Raw genomic sequence first — 26823 nt, 5'->3', positions numbered from 1 at the left:
GCTTCAGGACCGCTTGCCATGCCCTACCCCATCGAACATAAACTCGTCGTCGGCGTTGCCTCCAGTGCCTTGTTCGACCTGACCGTCTCCGACGATATCTACCAGTCCGAGGGGGTCGAGGCTTATCGCCTGCATCAGGAAGCCAACCTCGATGTGCCATTCCCCAAGGGTGTCGCCTTTCCCTTCATCCGCCGGTTTCTGAGCATCAACAAAGCTTTCCCGGAGCAGTTGCCGGTGGAAGTGGTGCTGCTCTCGCGCAACTCACCCGAAACCGGCCTGCGGGTGTTCCGCTCAATCGACCACTACGGCCTGGATATCACCCGCGCGGCCTTCATGTCTGGCCGCTCACCCTACGAGTACATCCCTGCCTTCAACGCGTCGCTGTTCCTCAGCGCCCACGAAGGCGATGTGCAGCGGGCCATCGACGCCGACTACCCCGCCGGCCTGGTGCTGCCGAGCAAGATCTACGACGACGAGATCGACACCGAACTGCGGGTGGCTTTCGACTTCGATGGGGTGATCGCCGATGACGAGGCGGAAAGCGTGTACAAGCAGCGCCAGGACCTGAATGAATTCCAGGCCCATGAACATGCGCACAAGGCCATCCCACACCAGCCCGGGCCGCTGGCAGACCTGTATCGCAAGCTCTCGCTGATCCGCCAGCTCGAAGATCGCAAGCTGGCCGAAGACCCGGCGTACCAGCGCATCCTGCGCATCGCCATCGTCACCGCGCGCAATGCGCCTTCGCATGAGCGAGTAGTGACGACGCTTAAGAACTGGGGGGTTTCGCCGGATGAGTCGTTCTTTCTCGGCGGGATGGAGAAGGACCGGGTGCTGTCGATTCTCAAGCCGCATATGTTCTTTGATGATCAGCGCACGCACCTGACGTCGGCGGCGGGGGATTTGCCGATGGTGCATGTGCCGTTTGGGGTGGCGAACCGAGCGCTGAGTGTCGATGGAGCGTCCTTGCTCGGGCGGGAAGACCGATCAGCGAGGCCCGCCGCCGTGGCCACCCATGCCGAAGCCACCATGCCCGCCGCCACCACCACCACCACCATCGGGCGGCATGAACATCCAGCAACCCGACAAGGTGGATACCAAAGCGGCGACGAGCGCTGCGCGAACTAACTGTTTCAACTTCATCAAAACGCTCCAAAAGCCAAGATCTGCCGCCTGCCTGATGCCAGGTTGGGCAGCGTGCGGATTCTAGGTCCGCGGCGGCTTGGCCTGCGTGCACTTTTACCTATCTTTACACCTGTGCCTGGGCCTCTTGTAGGCACAAGCGGCATCAGCCGCGAAGCAGGCGACGCGGTGCATGGCACCGGCTTAGCCGGTGTTCGCGGCTGAAGCCGCTCCCTCAGGGGTGTGGATAGATAGATTAGAGGCGCGCCATCATCGTTCTCCGGGCACCTTCTGGCTACCCTGATCGGTATTCTCACTCCCGCCCCCATCCCCGCCCTGCTCTTCGTTCATCAGCGGGTCATCATCTGGGTCAGGTACCGTGGGGTGATCTGGATCCACCACCGGATCAGGTGAAGCAGGCAGATCTCGATTGCTGCCGCCTTGTGCTGTGTAATAACTGTTCATCGAAGCATCCCTCAGGCTCGGGGGGTCAGCGAAGCGCAGTGCTTCTGCGCCTACCAACTCAGAGGATTGCCGGCGGTCAGGAGTGCCCCGGCAGCGACCGATGGCGTTCGACAGGAGTACTATTTCTGCTGCTGTACGTTTAGTTTCAGCTTTGTACTTGATTGAAAATGGCCAGAGCGGTGAGCAAAACGATGTGGATGCCTAACAGGCTCACCAACAGCCGTCTCAAATACGGCGGGAAGCGCTCAACTTCGTCTAGGTCAATTAAACGCCTGCGCACAAAGACCCTCGGTACAGCCAGCATCATGGAGATCAACCCTGTGCGCATTACCTTGCCCAGGAGACCTGCCTGTTTGAATGTCTCTTTATTGCTGGTCACGAAAACACAATGCTTGAGAAAGGACTCAAAGCGCTCAGTGTATTTATGTGCGATGTAGCACTGGGCGACCATGGCCAGCAGCATGGGGGCAATGATCAGCAACACAATTAGACCAGGGTGAATTTCATTCACAGTGTCGATCTTAGTACACAGCGTGTACAGGCTGCGCGTTATGGGAAACAACCAACGCTGCAAACAACACGATCTCGATGCTCAACAGGCCGACTAGTACCCCCTTCAATCGTGGCGGAAAGCGTTGCACTTCGTCGACGTCGATCAACCCTCTGCGCCGGAATAGCTTCGGAACAGCCAGCATCACTGAAATCAACCCCGTACGCATAACCTTACCCAGCAGTCCCGCGTGCTGAAACGTCTGCTTATTGCCAATTACAAAACTACAGTTCGTCAGCATGGCCTCTAAGCGCTCTGTATATTTGTGTGCAACGTAACACTGAACAATAATAAGCAACACCATCGGGGCGATAATAAGTAACGCGACCAACCCTGGGTCGATTTGATTCATTCCGCTACCTCGCGATATAACAAGTCACCCATTAACGCTCCTCGTTCACCACCGAAGTCACCCCCAATCTTACCGCCCACAGCCCCGCCCACCACCGCGCAAGCCAGTGCGCCAGGGCCACCAGTGCTAATCCCGAGAACCATTACACAAACACCCGTGCCAGCCATACCGCCCAAATGCCCTCCTATACCGCCTCCCGCGAGGCTACCGATCAAAGAAGAGCTCTCCACATATTTGACGCGCTGGCACTGGTCCTCTCGGCCCGTCGTGCAGGCCTTGTGAATCGACAAGCCAGTTGCTGCCACATCCAGCGCCGTACCGATGTAGGTGCCCTTTTTCACCAGATTGGACGCTTTGGCAACGCCGGACACTTTGTCGGCATAGCCCGCAATTTCACCATGATGCAAATAGCTTCGCGTGGAAATCCCCAGTGCCTGTTTGATCTTCCCCTGATTACGTAACCCTGAGCCGTATGCGGCAATGTTCCCCAGTTGCTTCTCCAGTTTCATGAACAACGCGGTACGCTTGGCGTAAAATGTGTCGCGGGCACTCAGGGTGCCGGGTCTCAAGTAATCACGGTGTAGTTTCTCGATATCCTCAAGTGTGGCCTTGATCTGCTCCAGATCCTTGCTCCACCCCTCGCTGGCCGCACCCGCCCCCATCGAGGCGTTGGCTAGCAGGCTCTGTAGCAACTCGAAGTGTTCCAGGAAGAAATCGTCTGCCTCCACCCCGCTAGTCAACAGGCCCCCATGTGCCTGCGCAGCCTTGGCCATCAGAAACGCTTCTTGGCTGGTGCAAGACGGCGTATCGGCGTCGCCCACGATCACCAACTCGCCAGCCATCACCACGCTGTTGGCGATGTGCGCGTTCAAGACATCGAACTTGCCCTTACCGTGTCCCGACACCGGTGTGGCGGCTTTCAGCGACTGGTAAGACTGGGTCCTCGGGTTGATGAAGCTACGTGCTTCAGACATAGCATCACCTCACGCATACTTTTTGTTGGTCCTTGAGATGCTGGCCCGCACAGCTGGCTTCCAGCAGTTTGCAGCTGGCACTGTCGAGAAACTTAGTGAAGGTGAAATTGGTCAGGGTCGTGCGCCCCGATGTTGCACCGCCAGAAGAACTCGCGGTAGCGGAGGTGCTTTGTTTGACGCCGAAGTTGTAACCGGTAATCTCGATCCACTGGGTGTACCGCTCATCGAGCGCTTCGCCAGCGATATCGGTGATCTGAAGGTAGGCGTCAAATGCCATACTTACCTTTCCTTGGTAATGGTGTGTTCAAACGTTAGGACTGAATGCGACAGGCGTGTCTGAAGAAGGTTCCCTGCCGCAGTAATTTCGAGGAAACCTGCAATGACCATTCGCAGCCTGGCGAAAAATCTGCCGGCAGACCCAGACAACGAGGGCTGGGTGTTAGGCTGGGGCGTCCTGCGTGACCGGCATCCATGGCACTTTGTGGACGTGTATGCCGACCAGCAGACAGCCAGAGTTGAGGCCCAGCGCCGCGGGACTGAATACGTCGTCGAGTATGGCTCGCACCGCCTTGGTTCGGATGAGTTCGTGTGCGGTATTACCCCTCCTGAAGGTTGAGCACTGGGTGTCGAAACTGGCAAGGCCGTTGCGCTTCGGCCACAATCCGTCGCCTGGTTAAAGCTGGAACGCACCGCATGCTGACTACCCTCGCCATTGGCAACTACCGCTCGATCAACCACCTGGTACTCCCGCTGGGCCAACTCAACCTGGTCACAGGCGCCAACGGCAGCGGTAAATCCAACCTGTACAAAGCCCTGCGCCTGCTCGCCGAGACCGCCCAGGGCGGCGTGATCGAAGCCCTCGCGCGTGAAGGCGGACTGGATTCGACTTGGTGGGCCGGCCCGCAAGCGAGTGCGCGAATGAAGCGCGGCGAGGTGCCTATCCAGGGCCAGCACCCGAGCGACGTCAAACGCCTGCGCCTGGGCTTCGCCACCGAGGATTTTGGCTTCGCCATCGCCCTCGGCCTGCCGATCCCACTGCCCTACCCGACCGCCTTCATGCTCGACCCCGAGATCAAGAGCGAAGCCATCTGGGGCGCTGGCGCCTACCGCCCTTCATCGCTGCTGGTGGAGCGCAAGAACGCCATGGTGCGTGCCCGCGAGGGCAACGGCTGGGCTGTGCTAGACCAACACGCCGACAGCGGCGAGAGCTTTTTCAACATCGTCGGCCGCCCTCGCCAGGCCCCGGAGATTGGCCAGTTGCGTGAGTTCATCAACAGCTGGCGGTTCTACGACCACTTCCGCATCGACCGCGATGCCCCGTGCCGCCAACCCCAATTGGGCACGCGTTCGCCGGTGCTTCATCACGATGGCCGCAACCTCGCTTCGGCGCTGCAGACCATCATCGAAATCGGTGAGGTCGAAGACCTCGTCGCCGCGCTGGAAGACGCGTTCCCCGGCAGTCGCTTGGAGATCGATGCACCACCGGGCGGTCTGTTCAGCGTGCGGTTGCACCAGCACGGGCTGCTGCGCCCGCTGGGTGGCGCGGAACTGTCGGACGGCACTCTGCGCTATCTGCTGCTGATGGCCGCGCTGCTGACGCCGCGTCCGCCATCGCTGATGGTGCTCAACGAACCGGAAACCAGCCTGCATGCCGACCTGCTGCCGGCCCTGGCGCGGTTGATCATTCGCGCTTCGCAACGTAGCCAGGTGTGGGTGGTGTCGCACAGCCGGCCGCTGATCGAGGCGTTGAAGGCGTGTGAGGGGTGCAATGTACTGGAGCTGGAGAAGCAGCAGGGGCAGACGCAGTTGCGGGGGGTTGGATTGCTGGATGAACCGCTGTGGCGATGGGTGGATTGACGGCCGGGAAGCAGCACCCGGCCAGGCCGAGCCTTCAGGCAATTTCGATATCCGACAAGCCAAGTACTTCGGCTTGAGCCAGCACCTCTGCAGGCGTGGCATCGGCAGGCGGCATGACCAGGCTGTTCTCGCCGTCACCAAAGTGCAGCACCATCAAGTGAAGCGCCGCTTCGTGTCGAGCGAGACTGGGCTGCTTGAGTTCAAAGGTGTGAGAAGTAGGTTGGCCATTGAGTTGATACTGCACCGTGTAGGGATGCATGAGGACCTCCGAAAGGATTGATGACTCACTACCTGACTTTAAGGGCAGGAAATAATTCAGCGGGAGTTCCTCAAGCGACGTTCAACCGACCACGCTCCAGTGCCGCCTACAACGTGGTCGGCCTGCCATGCCGGTCCAGCTCGAACACCTTGGTATGCCGCACGCAGTCGCGCAACCATCGGGTCGCCGGTCCCAGCCTGCGCTGCTGATGCCAAAGCAGGTCCACGCCGACCAACCAGTCGGTATGCGGGTACGCCTGCAGTTGCAGTTCGACCAGCTCCCCCGAATCCAGCTCCCGCTGGATGAGCTGCCGCGGCAACGTCGCCCAGCCCAAACCGCCCCGCACCATCTCCATCAAAGCCAGATAACTCTCGGCCTGCCAGACCTGCGCTGCGCGCAGATACTCGCTGCTGGGCAGCTTCTGCGCGTGGCCGAAGAACGCCAGACGGCGGTGGGCATGAAGGTCGGCGAAGGGGCAGGTTTGCAGCTGCGCGAGCGGATGCGTGGCGTGGCACACGTGGGCCATGATCAGTTTGCCCAGTTGCTGGAAGGCCAATGTCGGCGGGTAACCCGGCTGGGAAAAGGCGATGCCCAGGTCGGCCTCGCCTTTGTCCACCATCTCGCTCACATCGCCATGGACGGGGTGGCGAATCAGCAGGTCGACAAAAGGAAACGCTTCGTCGAAGGCCTTCAACGCCGGGACCAACGAACCGTACGGCACCTCGATGGCAAGCGTAAGTGCCGGCTCCGCCTGCTCTGCCAGGCCGTCGGCACTGCCTTCCAGGGCATAGCAGCGCTCAAGGATGCCCTCGGCCCGCAACAACAGTTTATGGCCGGCGGCGGTCAATGCCGGTATGCGGCTGGTGCGGTCGAACAACTCCACGCCCAGGTCGGTTTCCAGGTTGCTGATCGCAGCGCTGACCGTCGACTGGGTGCGGCCAAGTCGCCTGGCCGCTGCCGAAAATGAACCTGCCTGCACCGCAGCGACGAACACCTGCAATTGCTCCAGCGAAAAGCGCATCACCGACCCCGCCTTCATGACCTGATCCATCGATGCTAACGATGGTTACTCATTTGTTCCATCGTTTGTTTCGCAGGAGTATCCCCCTCGACACCGCTGACAGCTGCCCGTGCTTCCCTGCGCTGCGTGTCACTCCAGGCGCCAAAACAACGAAAAGAGCCGCACCTTCAGGAGATTCACGCCATGAGCCACACAAAGGTCCACGCGGTGGACGAAGTACTACCACTGCGGCAACTGTTCACCTTCGGCCTGCAGCACGTGCTGGTGATGTATGCCGGCGCTGTCGCGGTCCCGCTCATTCTCGGCAGCGCACTGGGCCTGACCCAGGCGCAGATCGTCACGCTGATCAACGCCAACCTGTTCACCTCCGGCATCGCCACGCTGCTCCAGACCCTTGGCTTCTGGCGCTTCGGCGCACGGCTGCCGCTGATCCAGGGCTGCTCGTTCATCGCGCTGGCACCGATGATCATGATCGGCAAGCAATTCGGCCTGCAGGAAGTGTTTGGCGCCGTGATCGCGGCCGGGGCCATCACCATCGCCATCGCGCCGCTGTTCAGCCGCCTGCTGCGCTTCTTCCCGCCCGTGGTGATCGGTAGCCTGATCACCATCATCGGTATTTCGCTGATGCCAGCAGCGGCCATCTGGCTGGGCGGCGGCAACCCTGACGCGCCAGACTTCGGCAAGCCCGCCAACCTGCTGCTGGGGATAGCGACCGTGGCTATTACCCTGGTGGTGTACGCACGCTTCTCCGGTTTTATCGGAAACCTCAGCGTGCTGATCGGCCTGGTGTGCGGCAGCCTGCTGGCGGCGGCCTTTGGCATGACGCACTTCGGCAACGTCGGCCAGGCCGCCTGGTTCGAACTGAGCCCGCCGATGGCTTTTGGTGTACCGCAGTTTTCCAGTGTGCCAATCCTGATCATGCTGCTGGCGATGCTGGTGATCATGGCCGAGACCACCGGCAACTGCCTGGCCATCGGCAAACTGGTCGGCAAGCCCACCGACCAGACCACGCTCGGCAACGCCTTCCGCGCGGATGGTTTCTCGACCATGCTCGGCGGGCTGTTCAACAGCTTCCCGTACAACGCCTTCACCCAGAATACCGGGCTGATCGCCCTCTCCAACGTCAAGAGCCGCTTCGTGGTCGCCGCCGCTGGCGCGATCATGGTGCTGATGGGCTTGTTCCCGAAATTGGGCGCACTGATCGCCGCCGTGCCTACGCCTGTGCTCGGCGGGTGCGCCATCGTCATGTTCGGCATGACCACCGTGGCGGGTATCCAGGAGCTGTCACGGGTGCCGTTCGAAGGCACGCGCAACGGCATCATTGTCGCCGTGTCGGTGAGCATCGGTGTGTTGCCCATGTCCTTCCCCGCCCTTTTCCATCACCTGAGCGGCCCGCTCAAGCTGGTGCTGGAAAGCGGCATTTTCCTCGGCGCGATTGCCGCCATCACCCTCAACCTGTTGCTCAACAACGACACGGCCACTGCCCACGACACCGGCGATGCCAGCGTGGCCAAGTGACTCGTGCTGCTGCGTACTTACAACCTGCCTGACCCAAGGAGCCATCATGACCACAGCCAACCCGCATGCTTTAAGCGGTGTAACTGCCCTCGATCTCGACCTGCTGCGCCAGTCGATCCAACTGTCGGAACAGTCCCGCGAACGCGGCCGCCACCCTTTCGCGGCCATCGTCGCCGATGCCAGTGGCCGGGTAATCGCCAGCGCCGGTAATAACTCCATGCCACCGCAAGGCGACCCCACACAGCACGCTGAACTGGTCGCCGCCGCGTTGGCCGCCAAAGCGTTGCCGCCTGAAGCGTTGGCCGCGTGCACGCTCTATACCAGCGCCGAGCCGTGCTGCATGTGTGCCGGGGCCGTGTACTGGACCGGCATCGGCCGCGTGGTGTACGCGTTGTCGGAACACACGTTGCTCGGGCTGACCGGGGCGCACCCGGAAAACCCGACGTTCTCCCTGCCCTGCCGTGAGGTGTTTGCCCGAGGTCAGCGTGAAGTTTGCGTGCACGGCCCCTTGTTAGAGGACGAGGCGGCAACAGCGCATGAGGGGTTCTGGAAATGAACGGGGGTGTTTCGATCCACGTGGTCGATGTCGCCAGTGGGCGCGTGGCGCAGGGGATGGGCGTGAGTATTGGCGCGGTCGGCCAAGCGTCCATCCTGGAGGGGAATGTGGATGAGCGGGGGCTGTTGCCGCTGCTGGAGACGCTGGGTGTTTGCTTTGGCGTCGGGGTCTATGAAGTGCGCCTTCAGGTGGCGGCGTTCTATCGCGCGCGCGGAGCTTCGATTGCTGACACTCCCTTTCTGGATGAGTTGGTTTATCGCTTTGGCATTGGTGATGCCAGGGAGCACTACCACTTGCCGTTCAAGCTTACGGCGTGGGGAGTGAGCTGCTTCCGCGGCGGCGCCTGACCGGGCCCGGTAGGAGCGGCTTCAGCCGCGAACACCGGCAACGCCGGTGCCATCCACCGCGTCGCTTGCTTCGCGGCTGAAGCCGCTCCCACTAAGCGGGGTGCGGCGCTCGCTCAGGCTTTGATATTCAACGAGGCTGCGGATACTCGCTGGACACCGAGTTGTTGGCATCCACATCCCTCATTTCTTGATCGACCGGCGATTCATCGTCGGCAGGAAGCGGCACCTCGTTCTCTCTATTGCTCGACTGCTGCGCCGTGTCTTGTTGGGTGCGAGCAGTGCCGTTTTCTCGCTCGACCTGAGCATCCTGATCGGACCCAGGATTGCCAGGCGGCGGATTCCAATCCTCGGGCCGCTTCTCGGACCATTTCTCACCAGCGCCCTGCTTGGGTTCGGACTCTGTTTGCTCCAGGCCGGAGCCGTGACCTGCGCCGGTATCTGGCGCGACCTCGGCGGGGCCTGGGTAGGGAGCATCGGGGCCATTGTGATCGATTGCCATAATCGTTCTCCGGTTTGCAGCGCAGCGTTGCTGCGTGTCTGTAACTCAGAGCAAAAAGCTCGGGTGGTAGTGCCAGAGCACTGACCGGTGGCATGTTGCTTTGACCTAGCCTCGCGTAGGCATTGCCCCGCAATGTAGAAAAACGCCTATTAATGCAGCCCAGCCCACAAAAATATTTTCCTTAACGAAGTCAGGATGATACCCGAAGAACAAGAAACGGTCGAACTCCAAAATTCTCATATAGTACGTTATAAAGAAAAGATTAAAAACCAGGCATAGGCAAAACAATCCATAGCCAAGATTCGGCCCTGAACACCTGGCTCGCAGGGCAAATGCGGCGCATATGCCAAGCACGACACATGAAACGAACAACCAGGCCATTACTTATCCTTCAGCTCAACGAGAACTTGATCACCGGTCAACATGTCCACCCCCACCTCAAACACTATCGAGTGGGTACTCATGGTCTTTATCGCACGCGTTTTATCTGCCTCAATATAACGAAACAGCCGCCAAGCGCCTGGCCTTAACACAATCCGACCCAAATTGTAGGCTGACAGGCCGAGATCCGAAACACCGTAGGCTACGTTACCATCGGACTTTACGCCCCCCGCCGCAACGGCGACATTCTGATAAATTCTCCGTACAGGACCTACGTTATCGTTACGTCTTTGAACAATGTTCATGCCATTTTCATAAATATTGTTCATCCCATGCATCATCATAGGAAAGCCTCCGATAGCACACCCGAGCCCAGCAGTAAATTTGCAGACAGCGATCCCAGTGCCTATCTGCAAAACACCTGCAGTCACGCCAGCTACGAGTTTTGAGTACTCCCAGATTTGACGGAGCAGTTCACGATACTCTTGCTCAAGGGCTTCTCGACCCTCATCAGCAGAAATATTGCCAGCGCGCACATCTTCAACAATCACTTGGCCTAAATACGCAATTTCCTGAGTAAACTGTGCCCTGAGCACATCATCCTGCAAGTGATGGGCGCCAACCTCACACGCATATTGTGTGAGCCGCACTGCCAAATGGCTGACCTCCCAAACCTCGGTCGACGTGGCTGCGTAATTGCCGCTATTCCTCATGCAACATCTCCCCACGTTGCATAGCCGCTCGTATTAGCGGTCAAGTGATGCCAAGCAATAAATCCGTAGCGGATGGCGAGGTATTCCTGAGGATCTTGAGCATTCAGCAGGACTGAGTGAGGAACCTCCATTCGCTGATCAACAATGATTGCATCAGACAGATCAACCTTGAAATAACACTCGTGTTTTCCCGCAGCATTGATGCGATAGAGATTGATTCGACACTCGAGTATTTCTCGATTGGTCAATGCCTCTGCCAACAGCGGAGTAGCTTTATCGATGTACTTGGTTATCAAGATAGGGCGATGTGTGGTCTGCTCGGTGTTGCCCAGATTGGACAAATTATGGCTGAACGAGAGCACCATTATTTCGTCCAGATGAGCACTTTGGCATCGATTGCCAATCGAGTCGGTAGCAGAGCATCCAGCGGAGATAAGACCTTGTCTTCTGCCCGTCATTGACAGGTAACCGTGGGAAGCCATTTCGCCAACTCCTTGTAGGTGAAGGAACGGAGGCTAAAAAATTAACAGTCAGTTTGTATGTAGGATCCGTCCGAGATTATCGACTCAATTTATGTAAGAATATTTCGTCGAACTCAGTCGGAACGACTATTCATGGACCGAACATCAAACCAGACAGCCGCCGCCGACTGAACAAGTGCTAAATGATCACCGGGAACTGTCAGATGGTCCGGGGTCACTGCGGCTCAGGCGACGTGGGCATGTTGTGGCCCAAGTCCTGATCACGCGCTCCAACTGCATCTTGGGCAGATACTCCTGCTCTAGACGCCCCCTTAGACAAGCGTGAACCAAGCAGGCCGGTCATTCGGCATCTTCAACATGATCAATATGTGCGAAACGTTCGACCAGGAAGTCGATAAGGCTGCGGACCCGCGCTGACAGGTGCAGCTGCTGGGGGTAGACCGCATAGACGTCCGCCCGAGTGGGTGTTTCGTCCTCCAGTACCAAGCGTAGCCGGCCGCTGCGTACATAACGGGCGATATCCCACTCTGCACGCATCAGTATCCCGTAACCTTCCAACGCCCAGTTCAGGGCCACCTCCCCGTCATTGCAGCCCAGAGCCCCACGTACCTTGATGTTCTGCGTACGGCTGCCATGGGTGAAACTCCACACGCCGTACGGCGTTTCGTTCTGGCGGATGAAGATGCAGTTGTGCTGCTGCAGATCAGACAGGCGCTGGGGCGTGCCGTGCTTCTCCAGATAAAGCGGTGACGCGCACAGCAGTCGGCGGTTCGAGGCGATCTTGCGGGCATGGAACGCCGCATCCGGCAGCGTGCCGAAGCGGATGCCGAGGTCAAAACCGTGGGCCGCCAGATCCAGCGGGTGGTCGGTGATCTCCAGCTGTATTTCCACATCCGGGTAGCGGCTGAAGAACGCGGCCAGGGCCGGGCCGATATGCCGCCGGCCAAAACCGAGGGAGGCGTTCACGCGGATCAGCCCTTTGGGCGTCGCGCGGCTACTGACGACCATCTGCTCGACCTCGTTGATCTGCGTGAGGATGCGCGCAGCGTGAGAAAAATACAGCTCGCCCTCCGAAGTCAGGCTCATCGAGCGGGTGGTGCGATTGACCAGGCGAACACCGAAACGCGCCTCCAGCGCTGCCAGCCGTTTGCTGACTGCCGGTGGGGTCACGCCAAGCTCGCGTGCCGTGGCCGCAAGGCTGCCCTGGGTGGCGAGCAGGTGGAAAAATGAGAGGTCTAGCGTCTGGTTCATGTCTGGCTCAAGACAAGGACGGACTACACAGAATGAGCGCAGCTATTAGTAACCTCAAGTAATTTATGTAGTGATTTTCAGTAGCTTATTGCCTTGGAATTCCTGCTTAAACTCTGCTCACACCCTGTCACTGGGCGTGAACGACAGGGAAAACAAGAACATCCAACGAAGGTGCTGACTCATGACTGCTTACAATATTGCGGCTGTTCCAGGTGACGGAATTGGTATCGAAGTGATTGCTGCCGGCGTTGAAGTGCTGAAAGCCCTGTCGAAAAAATCCGGGTTCGAAATCGCCTTCAAGGATTTCGATTGGAGTTCGGAGCATTACCTCAAAACCGGTCACTACATCCCTAATGGCGGCCTCGAAGAGCTGAAAACCTTCGACGCCATTTTCTTCGGCGCCGTCGGTGCCCTCAATGTGCCGGACCATATTTCCCTGTGGGGCCTGCGCCTGCCGATCTGCCAGGGTTTCGACCAGTACGCCAACGTGCGTCCGGCCCGGGTACTGCCCGGCGTGAAAAGCCCACTGCACAACGGCGACCAGATCGACTGGGTCGTGGTGCGCGAGAACTCCGAGGGTGAGTACTCCGGCAATGGTGGCCGTGTGCACCGCGGCCTGCCCGAAGAAGTCGCCACCGAGGTGTCGGTGTTTACCCGTGCCGGTGTCGAGCGCATTCACCGATTTGCCTTCCAGCTGGCGCAGGGTCGGCCACGCAAGCACCTGACCCTGGTAACCAAGTCCAACGCACAACGTCACGGCATGGTGCTGTGGGACGAGATTTTCTACGAAGTCGCCAATGACTTCCCGGATGTGAAGATCGACAAGGAACTGGTCGACGCCGTGACCACGCGCATGGTGCTCAAACCGTCCACGCTGGACGTGATTGTCGCCACCAACCTGCACGCCGACATTCTGTCCGACCTGGCCGCCGCGTTGTCTGGCAGCCTGGGTATTGCACCGACCGCCAACCTCAACCCGTCGCGGCAATTCCCATCGATGTTCGAACCTATTCACGGTTCTGCCTTCGACATCACCGGTAAAGGCGTCGCCAACCCGATCGCGACCTTCTGGACCGCAGCGCTGATGCTCGAACACCTGGGCGAGCCGGCTGCCGCCAAACAGTTGATGTCGGCCATCGAAGCCGTGACCGAAAGCGGCCTGCACACCCCGGACCTGGGTGGCACCGCGACCACCCGCCAGATCACCGATGCCGTCATCGCGTTGATCAATCGCTGATCCGATACAGAAGCGTCATCCAGACAAAGCGCCGAGAGGCAGGTCGTTGACCTGTCTCGTCGGTATCACCTGACAAGAATAAAAATCAGGGTCCTGTCATGAAAAGCATTCTGGGAAAGTTGTACGTTCAAGTACTGATTGGGGTCGCCGCCGGTGTACTGCTGGGTGTGTTCTGGCCGGCCATCGGCACTGATCTGAAACCGCTTGGTGATGCGTTCATCAGGCTGATCAAAATGGTGTTCGCCCCGATCATCTTCGCCACGGTGGTACTCGGCATCGCCAGGATGGAGAACATGAAGGAACTGGGCCGCGTCGGCGCCCGGGCGCTCATCTACTTTGAGGTGCTGTCCACGTTTGCCCTGGTCCTGGGGCTGCTGGTCGTCAACTTCGTCAAGCCAGGCGCCGGCATGAACGTCGATGCGGCTCACCTCGACGCCTCCAGCATCGCTACGTACACCTCGGCTGCGCAAAGTGGCGACGGTATCACTGACTTCTTGATGAAGATCATCCCGGTCAGTGTCGCCGATGCATTTGCACAGAATCAGATTTTGCCGATTCTGCTGTTCTCTACCTTGTTCGGTATCGCTTTGGCGCATCTGGGGCCTCGGGGCAAACCCATGGTCGATGTGCTCGAGTCTTTTTCCCACGGCATGTTCCACATTGTCGGCATGATCATGCGCCTTGCACCGCTTGCGGCCTTTGGCGCGATGGCCTTCACCATTGGCAAGTATGGGCTGGGTTCGATCGTGTCGCTTGGCAAGTTGGTGGCGACCATGTACGTCACCTGCTTCCTGTTTGTTGCGGTCGTGCTAGGCCTCATCGCACGCCTGTCTGGCTTCAGCCTGTGGAAGTTTCTCAAGTACCTGAAGGAAGAACTGTTCACTGTGCTGGGTACCAGCTCATCAGAGTCGGTCGTGCCGCAGCTGATGAACAAACTGGAAAAAGCCGGTGTGTCCAAGCCGGTGGTGGGCCTGGTAATTCCATCCGGGCTGACCTTCAACCCTGATGGACAATGCATCTACTACACCATGGCAGCCATCTTCATCGCGCAGGCCACCAACACGCCGCTGACCCTGATGGACCAGTTGATCGTGCTGGGCGTGTTGTTGCTGACCTCCAAGGGCTCTGCGGGTGTCACCGGCTCTGGATTCATCACCCTGGCGGCTACCCTGGCGACGATGGACAAGATTCCGGTAGCCGGGATGGTGCTGCTGCTCGGGGTGGATCGGTTCATGTCTGAAGCCCGCGCTATCACCAATACGATTGGTAATGCGGTGGGCACCATGGCGATTGCCAAATGGGTTGGTGCGCTTGATAAAGAGCAGATGGACCTGGCCCTTGATGGGCAGCCAGCGCCAGCGCCGGAATCGGCGCAGGAACAATTGACTGCATCGAGTCGGCCCGTTAAAACACTGAGAGCTGGCGTTTTGAGCCCGCACGAATAATCCGGTTAAGGTGAGCCGCGCCCTTTCAATGTGGCGTGGCGGGCCAGACTGCTTTGCCTGTGCCCTTCCCTCACTGAAATTGATCAGGCACTGTCTTCGCTATCGTCACGACGCGCAATGCGCCGGTCCACTAGGCAGAGACCCTTCATGGAACGAAAATCAAGCCGCGCAGCCACCTCGGACTGGGTCATACGCAACGCTCGACCCGGCAGCGTGGAACGCATCGAAGCGTGGTTCGGTAGCCACGGCTACGACCCGCACCGTCACGACACCTACTCGATCGGCCGCACCCTGGCCGGTGTGCAGAGCTTTCATTACAAGGGCACGCTGTGCCATGGCGTACCGGGTAACACCCTTGTCCTCCACCCAGACGAAGTGCACGACGGCATGGCGGGTACCGACGCGGGCTTTCGCTACCGCATGGCCTACATCGACCCGGCGCTGATTCAAAACGTACTCGGCGGTGAGCCGTTGCCCTTCATTGCCGGCGGACTGTCCCAAGATCCGCGCCTGTACCGCGCCAGTGAAACCTTCGTGCAGGCACTGGACCAACCGCTGGAAACGCTTGAGGAGCAGGACGCCCTCTACGACCTAGCCATGGCACTGCGTGCAGTCGGCGGCAAACCGCGCGGCCGCAAGCGCCTGGACTACCGCTCGGCCGAGCGCGCCAGGGCATTCATCATGGAGCACCTTCACCTGGGTATTACCCTGGAGATGCTCGAACAGGCCAGCGGGCGCGAGCAATGGAGCTTGTCGCGGGACTTTCGCGCCCTCTACGGCACCAGCCCTTACCGCTTCGTCACGCTGCGGCGCCTGGACAACGCTCGTCGGTTGCTGCTGGATGGTTTCACCCTGGCTGATGCGGCCCTGGCGGCGGGCTTTCATGATCAGAGCCACATGACTCGACACTTCACCCGCTGCTACGGCGTATCACCGCTGCGTTGGCTGGAGCGCTTGCGGCCTGCTCGCTGACTTGCAGGATCGTACAAGAACGACGCGATTCGGGTTCGATAGGCTGAACACCTCAACTACCGAGGATCCATCATGTCCAACACCCAGATACAACGCGCATCATGCCCTGTGAACCTGGCCCAGAAGGCTTCGCTGATCGAACAACAGTGGAGCCCGCGGGTGGTCGCGGAAATGAACGACTACCAGTTCAAGGTTGTGCGCATCGAAGGTGAATTCATCTGGCACTCGCACCCGGAAACGGACGAAGCGTTTCTGGTGCTTGAAGGCACTTTGCGTATCGATCTGCCGGAGGGCTGCGTTTATGTGAAACCGGGCGAATTGTATGTGGTGCCCCGTGGAGTGGAGCACAGGACTGCCGCGCAGGGTGAGGCGAAACTGATGATGATCGAGCCCCGAGGGGTTTTGAATACGGGGCACGAAGGGGGTGAGCGGACTGCGGTGAATGACGTGTGGATTTGAACTGATGATGGCTCAGGTCTGCATTACCTGAGACCATTCAGATGCAGCTCCATGGGTTGCGACCTCAGCGCCGAGCCTTGTCGCAAAGGCTCTGGCTCCCCGACAGGATTGAACCCGGCCGACGCGTACAGCTGCATCGCCGGGCTGTCTGCGATCGTCACCCCCAAGCACACGCGTTCCGCAACGCGACTTGCAGCCCATGTGATGGCTGCATCAAGCAGCGCTCTTCCAGCGCCTGTTCCGCGTGCTGACAGGGTTACCCACATCTGGAAAAGCTCCACGACGGGCTGTGCAGCAGCGATGGATCTACACCAAACCAGGCCACAAGGTTCAGTGCCCTGAAATGCGATCAGCAACTGAGCGCTGGTGGACGTGGCAGCATTAGAAACGCGCGCTGCCCAGTCTGATCGTCTCTGGCAGCCTCATCTTCGTATCGGCTTGAGAACGCATTGGGTGAATCGCGCAAGGCTTGCAGACGTAGATCCCGGTAGACCCGCCATTCGTTCGCCGTTAATGGGTGTATGGTCACCATGCTTCTTCCTGCTGATTCGTTGCTGGGGATGGACGATTTGAGCTCCGCATTGCGAATGCTTTGCCTGGACCGCTCTACAGCTGCGAGCCACTTGGCTGCAGCCGGCTGTACTGATCCTGGCGAATCCAGCCGATATGGGAATGATCATCCGTGCCGGGGAATTCGACCTTGGCCCACCCCGCTTCATACGCGAGCACGCCCACGACATCACCCTTGATGATGTAAGGGCCATTGCCCGCCTGCCCGCTGCGAGTCTTCTGCAGGTATGCCTTGTCGGCGCTGACCGTGACAAGGCCGATCCAGGGTTTGCTGGCAATGCGACTCAGCGTAAGGCCGGTGCTGATCATTGGGCCCAGCACGCTCATGCAACCCGGGTGCTCCTGGCCACGGGGAACCGTCAGCGAAATACTGTCTGAGGTTGTGGCAATGCTGCCTGGATAAGCCTCGCGGCGCCAGGTAGTGACTTGCGTTGGCACCGCGTCATCGAGTTGGCCCTGCAGAAAGAATGCGCAGCGCCGGCTCACACCCTCGCCCAGTTCTTCCGAATAGAAACCTTCGACCTTGCGGTCCGGCGTGACGGCGAGCATCAACGCCTCATATTGGCCGGCTTTCGGCGCGGCATTGCCAGCCAATACCGGCGCAGCGCTTGCTGATGCCAGCATTCCTGTCAGTAGTAACTGTGACAACAAAGTCCCTTTCATTGCATGTTCCTTGTTAGTGAATTCCAAGTTCTCTGATGAGGGTTCAGCTGTACTAATGGTGAGCTGTAGCCGCAAGTTTCGGCGCTGGCAATATACGCTCTCCCCTGGCTGATGTGGCCAGCTATCTGCCCCTGATAAAGTGATGCTTTCCAGGCGCCGCAGTTCGCGGCCCAGTCCAATCTGTGCACTGCGTCACGTACCGCACCCCGCTAGCACATGCGTACTATTTTCCCCGTGCTGCGCCCTCCCGATACTTCCAGCCTTTACCTGTCGCACCTATGGAACGCCAAGCCCGTGAGGGCTGGCCGCCACTTTCGCGTGGCATCTAATGGAATATCTGGAGTCGCCATGAAGCCTTTTTTCAGACTATCCCCGCTCACGTTCGCGATCACCCTCGCCATGCTGCCGAACGCGAACGCAGCGGACTACATCCTCAACAGCGGCCAAGACACCTTCAGCAGTGACCGCGTGATCGATGGCGCGGTGGTGCTGCGCCCCGGCAACGGCGTCCCCGCCAGCCTGACCCTCAACAATGGCGCAGAAGTCATCAGCAACGGCGGGCGTATCGGAGGCTCGCTTAGTAACAACGAAGCCAGCACTGCGATGGCGACTGTCGTGGTCCAAGGCGCAGGCACCCGTTGGGTCGTGCCGCGCACCAACGCCGTTCTGGGTAATACCATCGTCATCGGCGGCTCCGGCCAGGGTACGCTGAACGTGCTGGACGGCGGGCAAGTGTCGGTGCGCGACCTGCAGCTCAGCGACGACGGCAACGCCGGCAATGGCTTCTCCCGGGCGAACCTTCTGGTCAGCGGCCAAGGCTCGAAGGTAGATACGGTCGAAGTGACCTCCGGCGGCGTGTTCCTCTACGACTCGCGCATCACCCTGCAGGAGGGCGGGCAGCTTGCCAGCGAACGCGTGGCCATCAACTCGATCAGCGAGTTGTCCGGTGCGAACACACGCTGGGACAACACCGGCACCTTCAGGAACCGCAACGACCTCAGCCTGAGCGACGGCGCGGTGCTGACCAGCGACTCGATGAATCTGGGCTCGGCCAACCTCGGCCGCAACACCGTTGTCAGCGTGTCCGGCGAAGGCACCCGCCTGGCCACCCGCACAATGACCCTGGGCACCACCACCAACAGCACCAACCTCGTGCTCTCCAACGGGGCCGAGCTGAGCAGCACCGACGGCGTCGACATCAGCGAGCTGACCAACATCAACTCCGCCGCTCGCGGCACCCTCAGCATCGGCGGCGGCGTGGTTCGGGACGACAGCCGCACCGATATCGACGCCCTCACGGCCACCGCCGCACAAGCCGCCGGCCGCCTCGATCCGCAAACGGCGATCCGCTTCGGCGCCGGCAGCGGCGCGCTGGCGTTCAACCACACCGACGGCGACCTGCAAGTGAGCAACAGCATCAGCGGTGCGGGCCGTGTGTACGCCTTCAGCGGCAACACTACCCTCAGAGGCGACCTCAGCGGCATGTCCGGCAGCACGGTGGTGCGTGGCGGGCGCCTGGTGCTGGCCGGCGATGTCGACCAGAGCAACCCGCGCGGCACCTCGCTGCTGAGCGTCGGCAACGGCACCCTGGTGGTCAACGGCACCGTCGGCCACACCGATTCGTTGGGCAACTACAGCAACCGCACCCAAGTCCTGGACGGCGGTGTGCTGGCCGGCAGCGGCCAAGTCGGCACCACCCAGGTCGCCTCGGGCGGCACCCTCTCCCCAGGTGAGGGCGCGCTGGGGGCCTTGTCGATCAGAGGCGATCTGGACATGGCCGCCGGTTCTCGTTACGCCGCGGACATCGCTGGCAATGGCACCGCCGACCGCGTCAACGTCAGCGGCACCGCAACCTTGCGCGGCACACGGGTCGATGTCACCACCCTCAACGACGCGCAGAGCTACCAGACCGGGCAAACCTACACCTTGCTGGCCGCCCAGGGCGGCTTAGTGGACGGCGCTGCCGCCGGCACTGCCTACGCCCAGGCGTTCACCAATTCGGCGTTCCTCGACGTCAGTCTGCAGCGCACCGCCAATGAACTGAACCTGACCGTCGCGCAGAAGCCCACCACGCCAGAGCCGCCTGTCGAGCCACCGGTAGAACCGCCGGTAACGCCGCCTGTAGAACCTCCGGTACAGCCACCGGTTCAGCCGCCTGTAGAGCCACCAGTACAGCCACCGATCGAGCCGCCTGTCGAACCACCCGTACAGCCCCCCGTTCAGCCTCCGGTCCAGCCGCCAGAAACGGGCGGGCCAGCTACACCCGGAATCTTCCAGACCGTGGCGCTCACAGAGAACCAATGGAACACCGCAGGCGCACTCAGCGAACTGGAACAGAGCGGCGACCCGCTGCGTCTGTACAACAATCTGCTGGTGCTCGATGCCGACAGCGCGCGCAATGCCATCGACCAGCTCTCCGGCGACTACCACGGCAGCACCGGCACCGCGCTGATCGCCAATAGCCAGGTGGTTTCCGGCGTGCTGGGCACCCGCCTGCGCAGCCTGCTCGACAGCAACACCGTGCGCATGCCACTCGGCGCGTCGAACTTCATGCCAACTGCCCCTGAAGCGCAGGGTGGCGCCTGGGCGCAAACCTTCGGCAACTGGTCGCGACTGGACGGCAACAACGGCGCCAGCGGCCTGCACCAAAGAACTGGCGGCGTGCTGATTGGCGCGGACGGCAGTATCAGCCAGGACTGGCGCGCCGGCGTGTACGGCGGCTACAGCCGCACCAAGTTCGATGCCGATGACCGTGATGCCGAAGGCCACAGCGACAACTACCACCTGGGCTTGTACACCGCTGCCCAATTCGACGCCCTGCGCCTGAGCGCAGATGTCGGCTACACCTGGCACAAGCTGGACAGCGAGCGCAACGTGGCCTTTGCCGGGTTCAACGACCACCTGAAGGGCAAGCGCGACGCCAACACGCTGCAGGCCAGTGGTGAAGCGGCTTATCGTATCGGCCTGGGCACCGTGGCGCTGGAACCATTCGTGGGCGTGTCGTATGTGAAGTACGACGCCGACAGCTTCCATGAGAAAGGCGGTGCGGCGGCGCTGGATGTGTCCAGTGAGAAGCAGGACACCTGGTTCTCAACGGTGGGCCTGCGCGCTTCAACTCACACCCGCGTGGCCAATCACGACACTCAGGTATATGGCTCGCTGGGATGGCGCCGCGCTTATGGTGATCTGGACCCGCGCAGTACTCAGGCCTTTGCCGGCGGCCCGGACTTTGCGGTGCAGGGGATTGCCCCGACGCGGAATGTGGCGATAACTGAAGTGGGGGCGAAGGTGCAGTTGAATCGCCAGACTGATGTGGGGGTGTCGTATCAGGGGCAGTTTGGGTCGGATGCGCGGTTCCACTCGGTGAATGCGGGGATTACGGTTCGGTTCTGAGGTGCGGCGGTGGGCTTGCACAAGTCACTGCCTGACCGCTCGGGTCTGATGCCAGATAACGGCGGAAGGCCCAAGCGCTTCAGCGACACTGTTTGCCGACAAACAGATGCGAAGCACGCCAGGACAGTGGATGGCCCTGCAACCTGGCATTGATTCTCAAGGCCCCTCCAATCTTCAAGCTTGCATCGCCCCACTTTGTGGGAGCGGGCTTGCCCCGCGAACGCCGGCGCAGCCGGTGCCATCCAACTCTGCTAGCCCCCTGCTCACCCGATGTGATGACTTTTGCTCCGGCTGATTATCTTGAAGTCCCTTATCAGCGCTCAGACGTTACATGTTGTTACGCTCACCGCCGAAAAATACCGGATTTAACCCCTTCCCTGTAGGACGCTTCCCAAAGATACTCGCCTCGCCTGTTTTTCGTTGCACACGCGAAACGTGAGTCCTAGTCTCGGCCAGTCGCTGCCAATTCAGCGACCGACCTTGACGGGCCGTCGATTGTTGTTCGTGTGCATACGCTTATGGCGGCTGTACGTGCGGGCACATTGTGTGCGCCGAGTGCCAACAATCTCGGTCCGTCAACCTACGTACAGCTGCCACCCTTCTTGCTTGACGGCTAATCGGTGTGCAGCTCAACCATTGTTGGAGCGTGAGCATGCTGAAGATAGTTCCCGATCCCCCGCACAACCATCACTCCCTTGAAGAGACACTCATGATGGCGGCCGACTACGCACTCTGTGCCGAAGCCGTCGCCCAGCAAGCCGTACTGATGCAACCCAGGTCACCGATATCGTTGTTGATGATGGCCTCAATGCACGAGCTTGAAAGTCTGCGTCAACTGCTTGAATCAGCATTGACCCAGGTGCAAACACCGCCGGATCCGAAAACGGCGCACTAAGCCACCAGGCAAGCCCCGCACTCACAATCTCCTTTGTAGCAACCTACGAAGGAGCACTAGCCGCAAGTGCGGGCATCTGAACTTTCAGGGAGATTACCGATGCCAACAGACAGCGAAGTCGAACCAACAACACCAGGTACAACCACGTTTTACCAAGGCGAGAACCAGACCCACCCTCTGTTCCGCATCGAAGCCGGCATCCCCTGCCAGAGCGCCCGGGAACAGGCATCAGAACTGATGGGCTATGCTCGCGACCTCAGCATCGACGGCCTGATGGAAGATAAACCGCAGTTGCTTTGGGCGTCACACTATCTCTGTGCTCTGGCCAAAGCTCTGCTGGATGATGCTGAACTGGGCATGATGAAGAAAACTTGAGATGAGATGGTCTCACAAGACCGCCGCGCGTTTTTAAGCGGCCTTGTATCGCGAAAGGGCCGCCAAGCGGCCCCGACATTTTCAGCATCAGACAAACTTCAGGAGACTCACCTAAGTCTGTGAGAACACTGCTCTGAAATACCAGCCACAAAGGCACGCACTCAGCAGCCAACTAGCTTTCGAACACCCACCGCACGCGCAACATACCTTTCAGTTCCTCGACACTTAACGTTATATCCTTCTTGCGATGCACCATAGCGTGGCAGTTTGCGCACAAGGTCACGAGATCAGTCGCGGGGTTCACAGCCTTTTCGCCCCCAAAGTTTGAAATCGGCACCTCATGGTGGACATGGATGAAGCCCTTCGCGTGCTCGCCGTAAGCCTGCTCGAAATCAAACCCACAAGCTTTGCAGTCAAGCCCATGGATGGCGATAGCCTGCATCCTCAGATCTTTACGGCGCTCGTAGCGGGTTCCAAAGTAGCTCGACTTGCTGCCTTCGTTCGCCGATTCAAAGGTCAACGGATCGTCTTCCGACTTCGGTTTTTGCTGCCCAGTCTGCGGGGGCATTAGCTTCGCGTGGCTTAAGATTGCATCATAATCAGCTTGGGAGATGGGCCTAACGCCGTCACGCCAATAGTTTTTCACTCGGGTTGCGGGGACCGTTTCTAGGTACAACCCGTCGATTTTCGAAGGCACTGCTTCTTCAAACGGAGTGAAGTTTTCGATCAAAGCAAATAGATCGCCCTTCGTGCTATTCCGGTCTGCATGTATCTCGCCGATGCGCGCTTTGCCAAAGTAATGAGGATCGGCGCTGAGGCGAAGGGATGCATAGCCTTTGTCTTTGATACGCCCCTTGTAATAAATGACTTCCGTTCCTTCAACGAGCCAAGTGCTGTAGCGCTTCGGGAAGTGATAGACAGCACCTGTCTGATCTTCCCACTGCGATGTGTCATTTTCGACAATGACGACAGGCATTTCCATTTCCTCCTATTGATGGCAACAGCCTACCAAAGAAGAAGAAATTTCCTACAGCTAAGTGATAATCGTTGAGTGCTCAATTTACTTGCAATAACGCCTCGGGTCAGCGTCGAACCTTACGAAGCAGTATCAAATTTGCCCATTGCTCATAGAGCAATCAGCACTGTTGGTCAGACATCAACGACTGAGATCTAAAAAATCCCCAGAAACAACAAAGCCACCCGAAGGTGGCTTAGCCGTTTCAAATAATGGTCGGGACGGAGTGATTCGAACACTCGACCCCTTGCACCCCATGCAAGTGCGCTACCGGGCTGCGCTACGCCCCGACTGGGCTTGAAGCATGTTCTCAATCCTGCCGAGAACGTTGAAGAATGTACCCTAACCTCCTGATAAATGAAACCTTTTTCTCAAAAAAATTTCCATTTATCAGAAAAACCGCAAAGGTCACTTCTTCAACACCACCAACACATCCTCCAACTCAACAATCATCTGCCGAATCAGCTGCTTGTACTGGCTTGACTCATCCTTCACCTCATCACTGGAGAGCCGTAACCGCGCCCCGCCAATGGTGAACCCCTGATCGTAAAGCAGCGCCCGAATCTGGCGAATCATCAGCACATCCTGCCGCTGATAATACCGCCGATTCCCCCGCCGCTTCACAGGGTTCAGCTGAGGAAACTCCTGCTCCCAATACCGCAGCACATGCGGCTTCACCGCACATAACTCGCTCACTTCACCGATGGTGAAGTAGCGTTTGCCCGGTATGGGGGGCAGTTCGTCGTTATGGCTTGGTTCCAGCATAGGCCTCAACCCGGGCCTTCAACTTCTGCCCTGGACGAAAGGTGACGACGCGCCGTGCAGTGATCGGGATCTCTTCCCCTGTCTTGGGGTTGCGGCCCGGCCGCTGGCGTTTGTCGCGAAGGTCGAAGTTGCCGAAACCGGACAACTTGACCTGCTCGTTCTCTTCAAGTGCGTGCCGAATTTCTTCAAAAAACAGCTCGACCAGCTCCTTGGCCTCACGCTTGTTAAGCCCCAGCTCCTCGTACAGCCTTTCGGCCATCTCAGCTTTCGTCAGAGCACCCATGCCGTTATTTCCTTAACGTGGTGTTCAACCTTTGTTCGAGCGAGGTGAGGATGTTTTGCAGGGTAGTGTTCACCTCATCGTCGTTAAGAGTGCGCGATGGATGCTGCCAGGTCAAGCCGACTGCCAGGCTTTTTCTATCAGGATCAATGCCTTTACCTTGGTAGACGTCAAACAGCCTGAGGTCTGTAAGCCATTCGCCTGCATTGTCACGAATTACTTCAAGCACGTCTTGAGACGCTACATCACGTCCTGCGATCAAGGCCAGGTCGCGACGGGTTTCCGGGAACTTGGAGAGTTCGCTGAATTTAGGCAGGCGGCCTTCGACCACATCACCGAGTACCAGCTCGAAGACAAACACCGGGCGGTCCAGGTCCAGGGCTTTGGCAAGCTCCGGGTGGAGGGCGCCGAGGTAGCCTACGTCCTTGCCGTCGCGCTGGATGACAGCGGTCTGGCCTGGGTGCAGGGCTGGGTGTTTGCCGGCGGCGAATTTGAAGTCGCTCAAGGCGCCGGAGTAACCCAGCAGGGCTTCGACGTCAGCCTTCACATCGAAGAAGTCGATGCTGTCGCGGCCGTTGGCCCAGCCTTCAGGCAGGCGGCTGCCGGTAACGACGCCGGCGATCATTGGCTGCTGCTGCAGGTCGCCGAGCTGGCCGACGAAGCGCAGGCCGCTTTCGAACAGGCGCACGCGGTCTTGTTGGCGGTTGAGGTTGTGCTGCAGGGCTTTGACCAGGCCCGGCCACAGCGAGGCGCGCATGGCGGCCATGTCGCTGGAGATTGGGTTGGCCAGCAGCAGCGGCTCTACGCCTGGGCTGAACAGCTCGAACAGTTTCGGGTCGATGAAGCTGTAGGTGATCGCTTCCTGGTAGCCGCGGGCGACCAGCAGGCGGCGCAGGTTCGGCAGCTCACCGCGGGTTTCCGGCTTGGCGGTTGGCGCCAGGCGGGCTTGCGGGTAGCGGACCGGCAGGCTGTTGTAGCCATACAGACGGGCCAGCTCTTCGATCAGGTCGACTTCCAGGCTGATGTCGAAGCGGTGGCTTGGGACGGTGACGGTCCACTGCCCTGCCCCGTTCGCCTCGGTTTTCAGCTCCAGGGCGTTGAGCATCTGCTCGACCTGGGCGGCGTCCATCTCCATGCCGAGCATCTGGGTGATGCGTTCGGCGCGCAGGGTTACCGGGGCGACGTTCGGGAGGTGCTGCTGGCTGACGGCTTCGACGATCGGGCCGGCTTCGCCGCCGACGATTTCCAGCAGCAGCGCGGTGGCGCGCTCCATGGCTTCGCGGGCCAGTTGCGAATCGACGCCGCGCTCGTAGCGGTGCGAGGCATCGGTGTGCAGGCCGTAGGAACGGGCTTTGCCAGCGACGGCGATCTGGTCGAAGAAGGCGCTTTCGAGGAACAGGTCGCGGGTCTTTTCAGTGTTGACGCCGCTGTGCTCGCCACCCATGACGCCGGCGATGGCCAGGGCGCGGGTGTGGTCGGCGATGACCAGGGTGTCGGCGCGCAGGGAGACTTCCTGGCCGTCGAGCAGGACGAGTTTCTCGCCCTCTTCGGCCATGCGCACGCGGATGCCACCGTTGATTTCGGCGAGATCGAAGGCGTGCATCGGCTGGCCGAGTTCGAGCATCACGTAGTTGGTGATGTCGACGGCGGCGTCGATGCTGCGCACGTCGCTGCGGCGCAGGCGCTCGACCATCCACAGCGGGGTTGGCTTGGACAGGTCGACGTTGCGGATGACGCGGCCGAGGTAGCGTGGGCACACGGCCGGGGCCGAGACTTCGACCGGGCGTACTTCGTCGTGGGTAGGCGCAACGGCCGGGACCACCGGGCGGGTGACTGGGACGTTGTACAGGGCGCTGACATCGCGGGCCAGGCCGGCCAGGGACAGGCAGTCACCGCGGTTCGGGGTCAGGCCGATCTCGATGCTGGCGTCGTCCAGACTCAGGTATTGGCGAATATCTTCGCCCACCGGGGCATCGGCGGCCAGTTCGAGCAGGCCGTCGTTTTCTTCGCTGATCTGCAGCTCAGCCGCCGAGCACAGCATGCCGAAGGATTCGACGCCGCGCAGTTTGGCTTTCTTGATCTTGAAGTCGCCTGGCAGTTCGGCGCCGATCATGGCGAACGGGATCTTGATGCCTGGGCGCGCATTAGGGGCGCCGCAGACGACCTGGAAGGTTTCCTGGCCGTTGCTGACCTGGCAGACGCGCAGTTTGTCGGCGTCCGGGTGTTGTTCGGTGGCGAGGATTTCGCCCACGACGATGCCGCTGAACTGGCCGGCAGCGGGGGTTACGCTGTCGACTTCAAGGCCGGCCATGGACAGGCGGGCGACCAGTTCGTCACGGGAGACTTGCGGGTTTACCCAACCGCGCAGCCACTGTTCACTGAATTTCATGCTGTTCTCCTGAAAGTT

Annotated in this window: 29 protein-coding genes, 1 tRNA gene and 1 pseudogene; 13 read left to right on the top strand and 18 right to left on the bottom strand. The window is 59.8% G+C overall.

Translation table 11 applies throughout. The features are described 5' to 3' along the window. Positions 1-18: 18 nt before the first annotated feature. Positions 19-1128, top strand: a complete 1110-nt coding sequence (locus ACIQUF_RS01230) for a 5'-nucleotidase (protein WP_403127136.1) — start codon at positions 19-21, stop codon at positions 1126-1128. Between the two features lie 264 nt (positions 1129-1392). Here ACIQUF_RS01230 and ACIQUF_RS01225 read toward each other — a convergent pair whose 3' ends face one another. The 5 genes and pseudogenes from ACIQUF_RS01225 to ACIQUF_RS01205 form a co-directional block, all read right to left on the bottom strand. Further along, positions 1393-1587 carry a hypothetical protein gene (locus ACIQUF_RS01225; protein ID WP_403127133.1) on the bottom strand — a complete coding sequence of 65 codons (195 nt, stop codon included), beginning with the start codon at positions 1585-1587 and terminating at the stop codon, positions 1393-1395. A gap of 145 nt (positions 1588-1732) precedes the next feature. Next, complete coding sequence (locus tag ACIQUF_RS01220; protein WP_403127130.1) at positions 1733-2098, bottom strand: hypothetical protein; 366 nt, start codon at positions 2096-2098, stop codon at positions 1733-1735. 10 nt (positions 2099-2108) lie between these two features. Next, complete coding sequence (locus ACIQUF_RS01215) at positions 2109-2489, bottom strand: hypothetical protein (RefSeq protein ID WP_403127127.1); 381 nt, start codon at positions 2487-2489, stop codon at positions 2109-2111. After that, positions 2486-3463: a hypothetical protein gene (locus ACIQUF_RS01210; protein ID WP_403127124.1), complete on the bottom strand. Its 978-nt coding sequence runs from the start codon at positions 3461-3463 to the stop codon at positions 2486-2488. The genes ACIQUF_RS01215 and ACIQUF_RS01210 overlap by 4 nt, the downstream gene beginning before the upstream one ends. A gap of 7 nt (positions 3464-3470) precedes the next feature. Then, positions 3471-3740: pseudogene (locus tag ACIQUF_RS01205) on the bottom strand (type VI secretion system tube protein Hcp); the annotation flags it as partial. Between the two features lie 102 nt (positions 3741-3842). Between ACIQUF_RS01205 and ACIQUF_RS01200 the strand changes: the two are divergent. Both ACIQUF_RS01200 and ACIQUF_RS01195 read left to right on the top strand, forming a co-directional pair. Further along, complete coding sequence (locus tag ACIQUF_RS01200; protein ID WP_403127119.1) at positions 3843-4079, top strand: hypothetical protein; 237 nt, start codon at positions 3843-3845, stop codon at positions 4077-4079. Between the two features lie 77 nt (positions 4080-4156). Next, positions 4157-5320, top strand: a complete 1164-nt coding sequence (locus ACIQUF_RS01195; RefSeq protein WP_403127117.1) for an AAA family ATPase — start codon at positions 4157-4159, stop codon at positions 5318-5320. 34 nt (positions 5321-5354) lie between these two features. Here ACIQUF_RS01195 and ACIQUF_RS01190 read toward each other — a convergent pair whose 3' ends face one another. Beyond that, positions 5355-5579 carry a hypothetical protein gene (locus tag ACIQUF_RS01190; protein ID WP_403127114.1) on the bottom strand — a complete coding sequence of 75 codons (225 nt, stop codon included), beginning with the start codon at positions 5577-5579 and terminating at the stop codon, positions 5355-5357. Positions 5580-5685: 106 nt separating this feature from the next. Next, positions 5686-6600, bottom strand: coding sequence for a LysR family transcriptional regulator (locus ACIQUF_RS01185; RefSeq protein ID WP_403128860.1), 915 nt, complete (start codon positions 6598-6600; stop codon positions 5686-5688). Positions 6601-6783: 183 nt separating this feature from the next. Between ACIQUF_RS01185 and ACIQUF_RS01180 the strand changes: the two genes are divergently transcribed. Genes ACIQUF_RS01180 through ACIQUF_RS01170 form a run of 3 tightly spaced genes read left to right on the top strand, consistent with a single transcriptional unit; the run spans position 6784 to position 9021 of the window. Next, positions 6784-8118, top strand: a complete 1335-nt coding sequence (locus ACIQUF_RS01180) for a nucleobase:cation symporter-2 family protein (protein ID WP_403127111.1) — start codon at positions 6784-6786, stop codon at positions 8116-8118. Positions 8119-8164: 46 nt separating this feature from the next. After that, on the top strand, positions 8165-8674 hold the full coding sequence (locus tag ACIQUF_RS01175; protein ID WP_403127108.1) for a nucleoside deaminase: 510 nt from the start codon (positions 8165-8167) through the stop codon (positions 8672-8674). Next, on the top strand, positions 8671-9021 hold the full coding sequence (locus ACIQUF_RS01170) for a hydroxyisourate hydrolase (protein WP_403127104.1): 351 nt from the start codon (positions 8671-8673) through the stop codon (positions 9019-9021). Before ACIQUF_RS01175 ends, ACIQUF_RS01170 begins: the two co-directional genes overlap by 4 nt. Before the next feature lie 127 nt (positions 9022-9148). On the opposite strand, the gene ACIQUF_RS01165 is transcribed toward ACIQUF_RS01170, so the two are convergent. The 4 genes from ACIQUF_RS01165 to ACIQUF_RS01150 form a co-directional block, all read right to left on the bottom strand. Then, on the bottom strand, positions 9149-9520 hold the full coding sequence (locus ACIQUF_RS01165; RefSeq protein ID WP_403127101.1) for a hypothetical protein: 372 nt from the start codon (positions 9518-9520) through the stop codon (positions 9149-9151). 380 nt (positions 9521-9900) lie between these two features. Then, the gene (locus ACIQUF_RS01160; RefSeq protein WP_403127098.1) at positions 9901-10614 is read right to left on the bottom strand and encodes a DUF4225 domain-containing protein; all 714 of its coding nucleotides are present in this window, start codon (positions 10612-10614) and stop codon (positions 9901-9903) included. Then, positions 10611-11096: an Hcp family type VI secretion system effector gene (locus ACIQUF_RS01155; RefSeq protein WP_403127096.1), complete on the bottom strand. Its 486-nt coding sequence runs from the start codon at positions 11094-11096 to the stop codon at positions 10611-10613. Before ACIQUF_RS01155 ends, ACIQUF_RS01160 begins: the two co-directional genes overlap by 4 nt. Positions 11097-11435: 339 nt before the next feature. Next, positions 11436-12347: a LysR family transcriptional regulator gene (locus ACIQUF_RS01150; RefSeq protein ID WP_403127094.1), complete on the bottom strand. Its 912-nt coding sequence runs from the start codon at positions 12345-12347 to the stop codon at positions 11436-11438. Positions 12348-12528: 181 nt separating this feature from the next. Here ACIQUF_RS01150 and ACIQUF_RS01145 point away from each other — a divergent pair, with 181 nt between their 5' ends. The 4 genes from ACIQUF_RS01145 to ACIQUF_RS01130 all read left to right on the top strand — a co-directional run bounded on the left by ACIQUF_RS01145 (position 12529) and on the right by ACIQUF_RS01130 (position 16460). Beyond that, positions 12529-13584: a tartrate dehydrogenase gene (locus tag ACIQUF_RS01145; RefSeq protein WP_403127091.1), complete on the top strand. Its 1056-nt coding sequence runs from the start codon at positions 12529-12531 to the stop codon at positions 13582-13584. 98 nt (positions 13585-13682) lie between these two features. Beyond that, on the top strand, positions 13683-15029 hold the full coding sequence (locus ACIQUF_RS01140) for a dicarboxylate/amino acid:cation symporter (RefSeq protein ID WP_403127088.1): 1347 nt from the start codon (positions 13683-13685) through the stop codon (positions 15027-15029). 147 nt (positions 15030-15176) lie between these two features. Next, positions 15177-16001, top strand: coding sequence for an AraC family transcriptional regulator (locus ACIQUF_RS01135; RefSeq protein WP_403127085.1), 825 nt, complete (start codon positions 15177-15179; stop codon positions 15999-16001). Between the two features lie 72 nt (positions 16002-16073). After that, on the top strand, positions 16074-16460 hold the full coding sequence (locus ACIQUF_RS01130) for a cupin domain-containing protein (RefSeq protein ID WP_403127082.1): 387 nt from the start codon (positions 16074-16076) through the stop codon (positions 16458-16460). A gap of 23 nt (positions 16461-16483) precedes the next feature. Here ACIQUF_RS01130 and ACIQUF_RS01125 read toward each other — a convergent pair whose 3' ends face one another. Continuing rightward, entirely contained in the window at positions 16484-16816 is a 333-nt protein-coding gene (locus ACIQUF_RS01125; RefSeq protein ID WP_403127079.1) for a GNAT family N-acetyltransferase, read from the bottom strand. Positions 16817-17066: 250 nt separating this feature from the next. Beyond that, positions 17067-17678: a hypothetical protein gene (locus tag ACIQUF_RS01120; protein WP_403128858.1), complete on the bottom strand. Its 612-nt coding sequence runs from the start codon at positions 17676-17678 to the stop codon at positions 17067-17069. Between the two features lie 444 nt (positions 17679-18122). Here ACIQUF_RS01120 and ACIQUF_RS01115 point away from each other — a divergent pair, with 444 nt between their 5' ends. The 3 genes from ACIQUF_RS01115 (at position 18123) to ACIQUF_RS01105 (ending at position 22356) form a co-directional block, all read left to right on the top strand. Next, positions 18123-21086, top strand: a complete 2964-nt coding sequence (locus tag ACIQUF_RS01115) for an autotransporter domain-containing protein (RefSeq protein ID WP_403128856.1) — start codon at positions 18123-18125, stop codon at positions 21084-21086. A 652-nt stretch (positions 21087-21738) separates the two neighbouring features. Continuing rightward, the gene (locus ACIQUF_RS01110; RefSeq protein WP_403127077.1) at positions 21739-21981 is read left to right on the top strand and encodes a hypothetical protein; all 243 of its coding nucleotides are present in this window, start codon (positions 21739-21741) and stop codon (positions 21979-21981) included. A gap of 99 nt (positions 21982-22080) precedes the next feature. Beyond that, entirely contained in the window at positions 22081-22356 is a 276-nt protein-coding gene (locus ACIQUF_RS01105; protein ID WP_403127074.1) for a DUF3077 domain-containing protein, read from the top strand. A gap of 172 nt (positions 22357-22528) precedes the next feature. Here the strand turns inward: ACIQUF_RS01105 and ACIQUF_RS01100 are convergent, their stop codons facing one another. The 5 genes from ACIQUF_RS01100 to pheT all read right to left on the bottom strand — a co-directional run bounded on the left by ACIQUF_RS01100 (position 22529) and on the right by pheT (position 26805). After that, positions 22529-23332, bottom strand: a complete 804-nt coding sequence (locus ACIQUF_RS01100) for an HNH endonuclease (protein ID WP_403127072.1) — start codon at positions 23330-23332, stop codon at positions 22529-22531. 252 nt (positions 23333-23584) lie between these two features. Then, a tRNA-Pro gene (locus ACIQUF_RS01095) sits at positions 23585-23661 on the bottom strand. Positions 23662-23779: 118 nt separating this feature from the next. Next, complete coding sequence (locus ACIQUF_RS01090; RefSeq protein ID WP_008100384.1) at positions 23780-24136, bottom strand: MerR family transcriptional regulator; 357 nt, start codon at positions 24134-24136, stop codon at positions 23780-23782. Further along, positions 24117-24419, bottom strand: a complete 303-nt coding sequence (gene ihfA, locus ACIQUF_RS01085) for an integration host factor subunit alpha (RefSeq protein WP_003250679.1) — start codon at positions 24417-24419, stop codon at positions 24117-24119. Before ihfA ends, ACIQUF_RS01090 begins: the two co-directional genes overlap by 20 nt. 4 nt (positions 24420-24423) lie before the next feature. Next, on the bottom strand, positions 24424-26805 hold the full coding sequence (gene pheT, locus ACIQUF_RS01080; protein ID WP_403127068.1) for a phenylalanine--tRNA ligase subunit beta: 2382 nt from the start codon (positions 26803-26805) through the stop codon (positions 24424-24426). Positions 26806-26823 lie beyond the last annotated feature (18 nt).

The sequence above is a fragment of the Pseudomonas sp. NPDC090233 genome, assembly GCF_044772285.1.
In the GTDB taxonomy this organism is placed as follows: domain Bacteria; phylum Pseudomonadota; class Gammaproteobacteria; order Pseudomonadales; family Pseudomonadaceae; genus Aquipseudomonas.
Note: the sequence above shows the minus strand (reverse complement) of the source record. Positions and strands in the feature narration are given on the sequence as shown.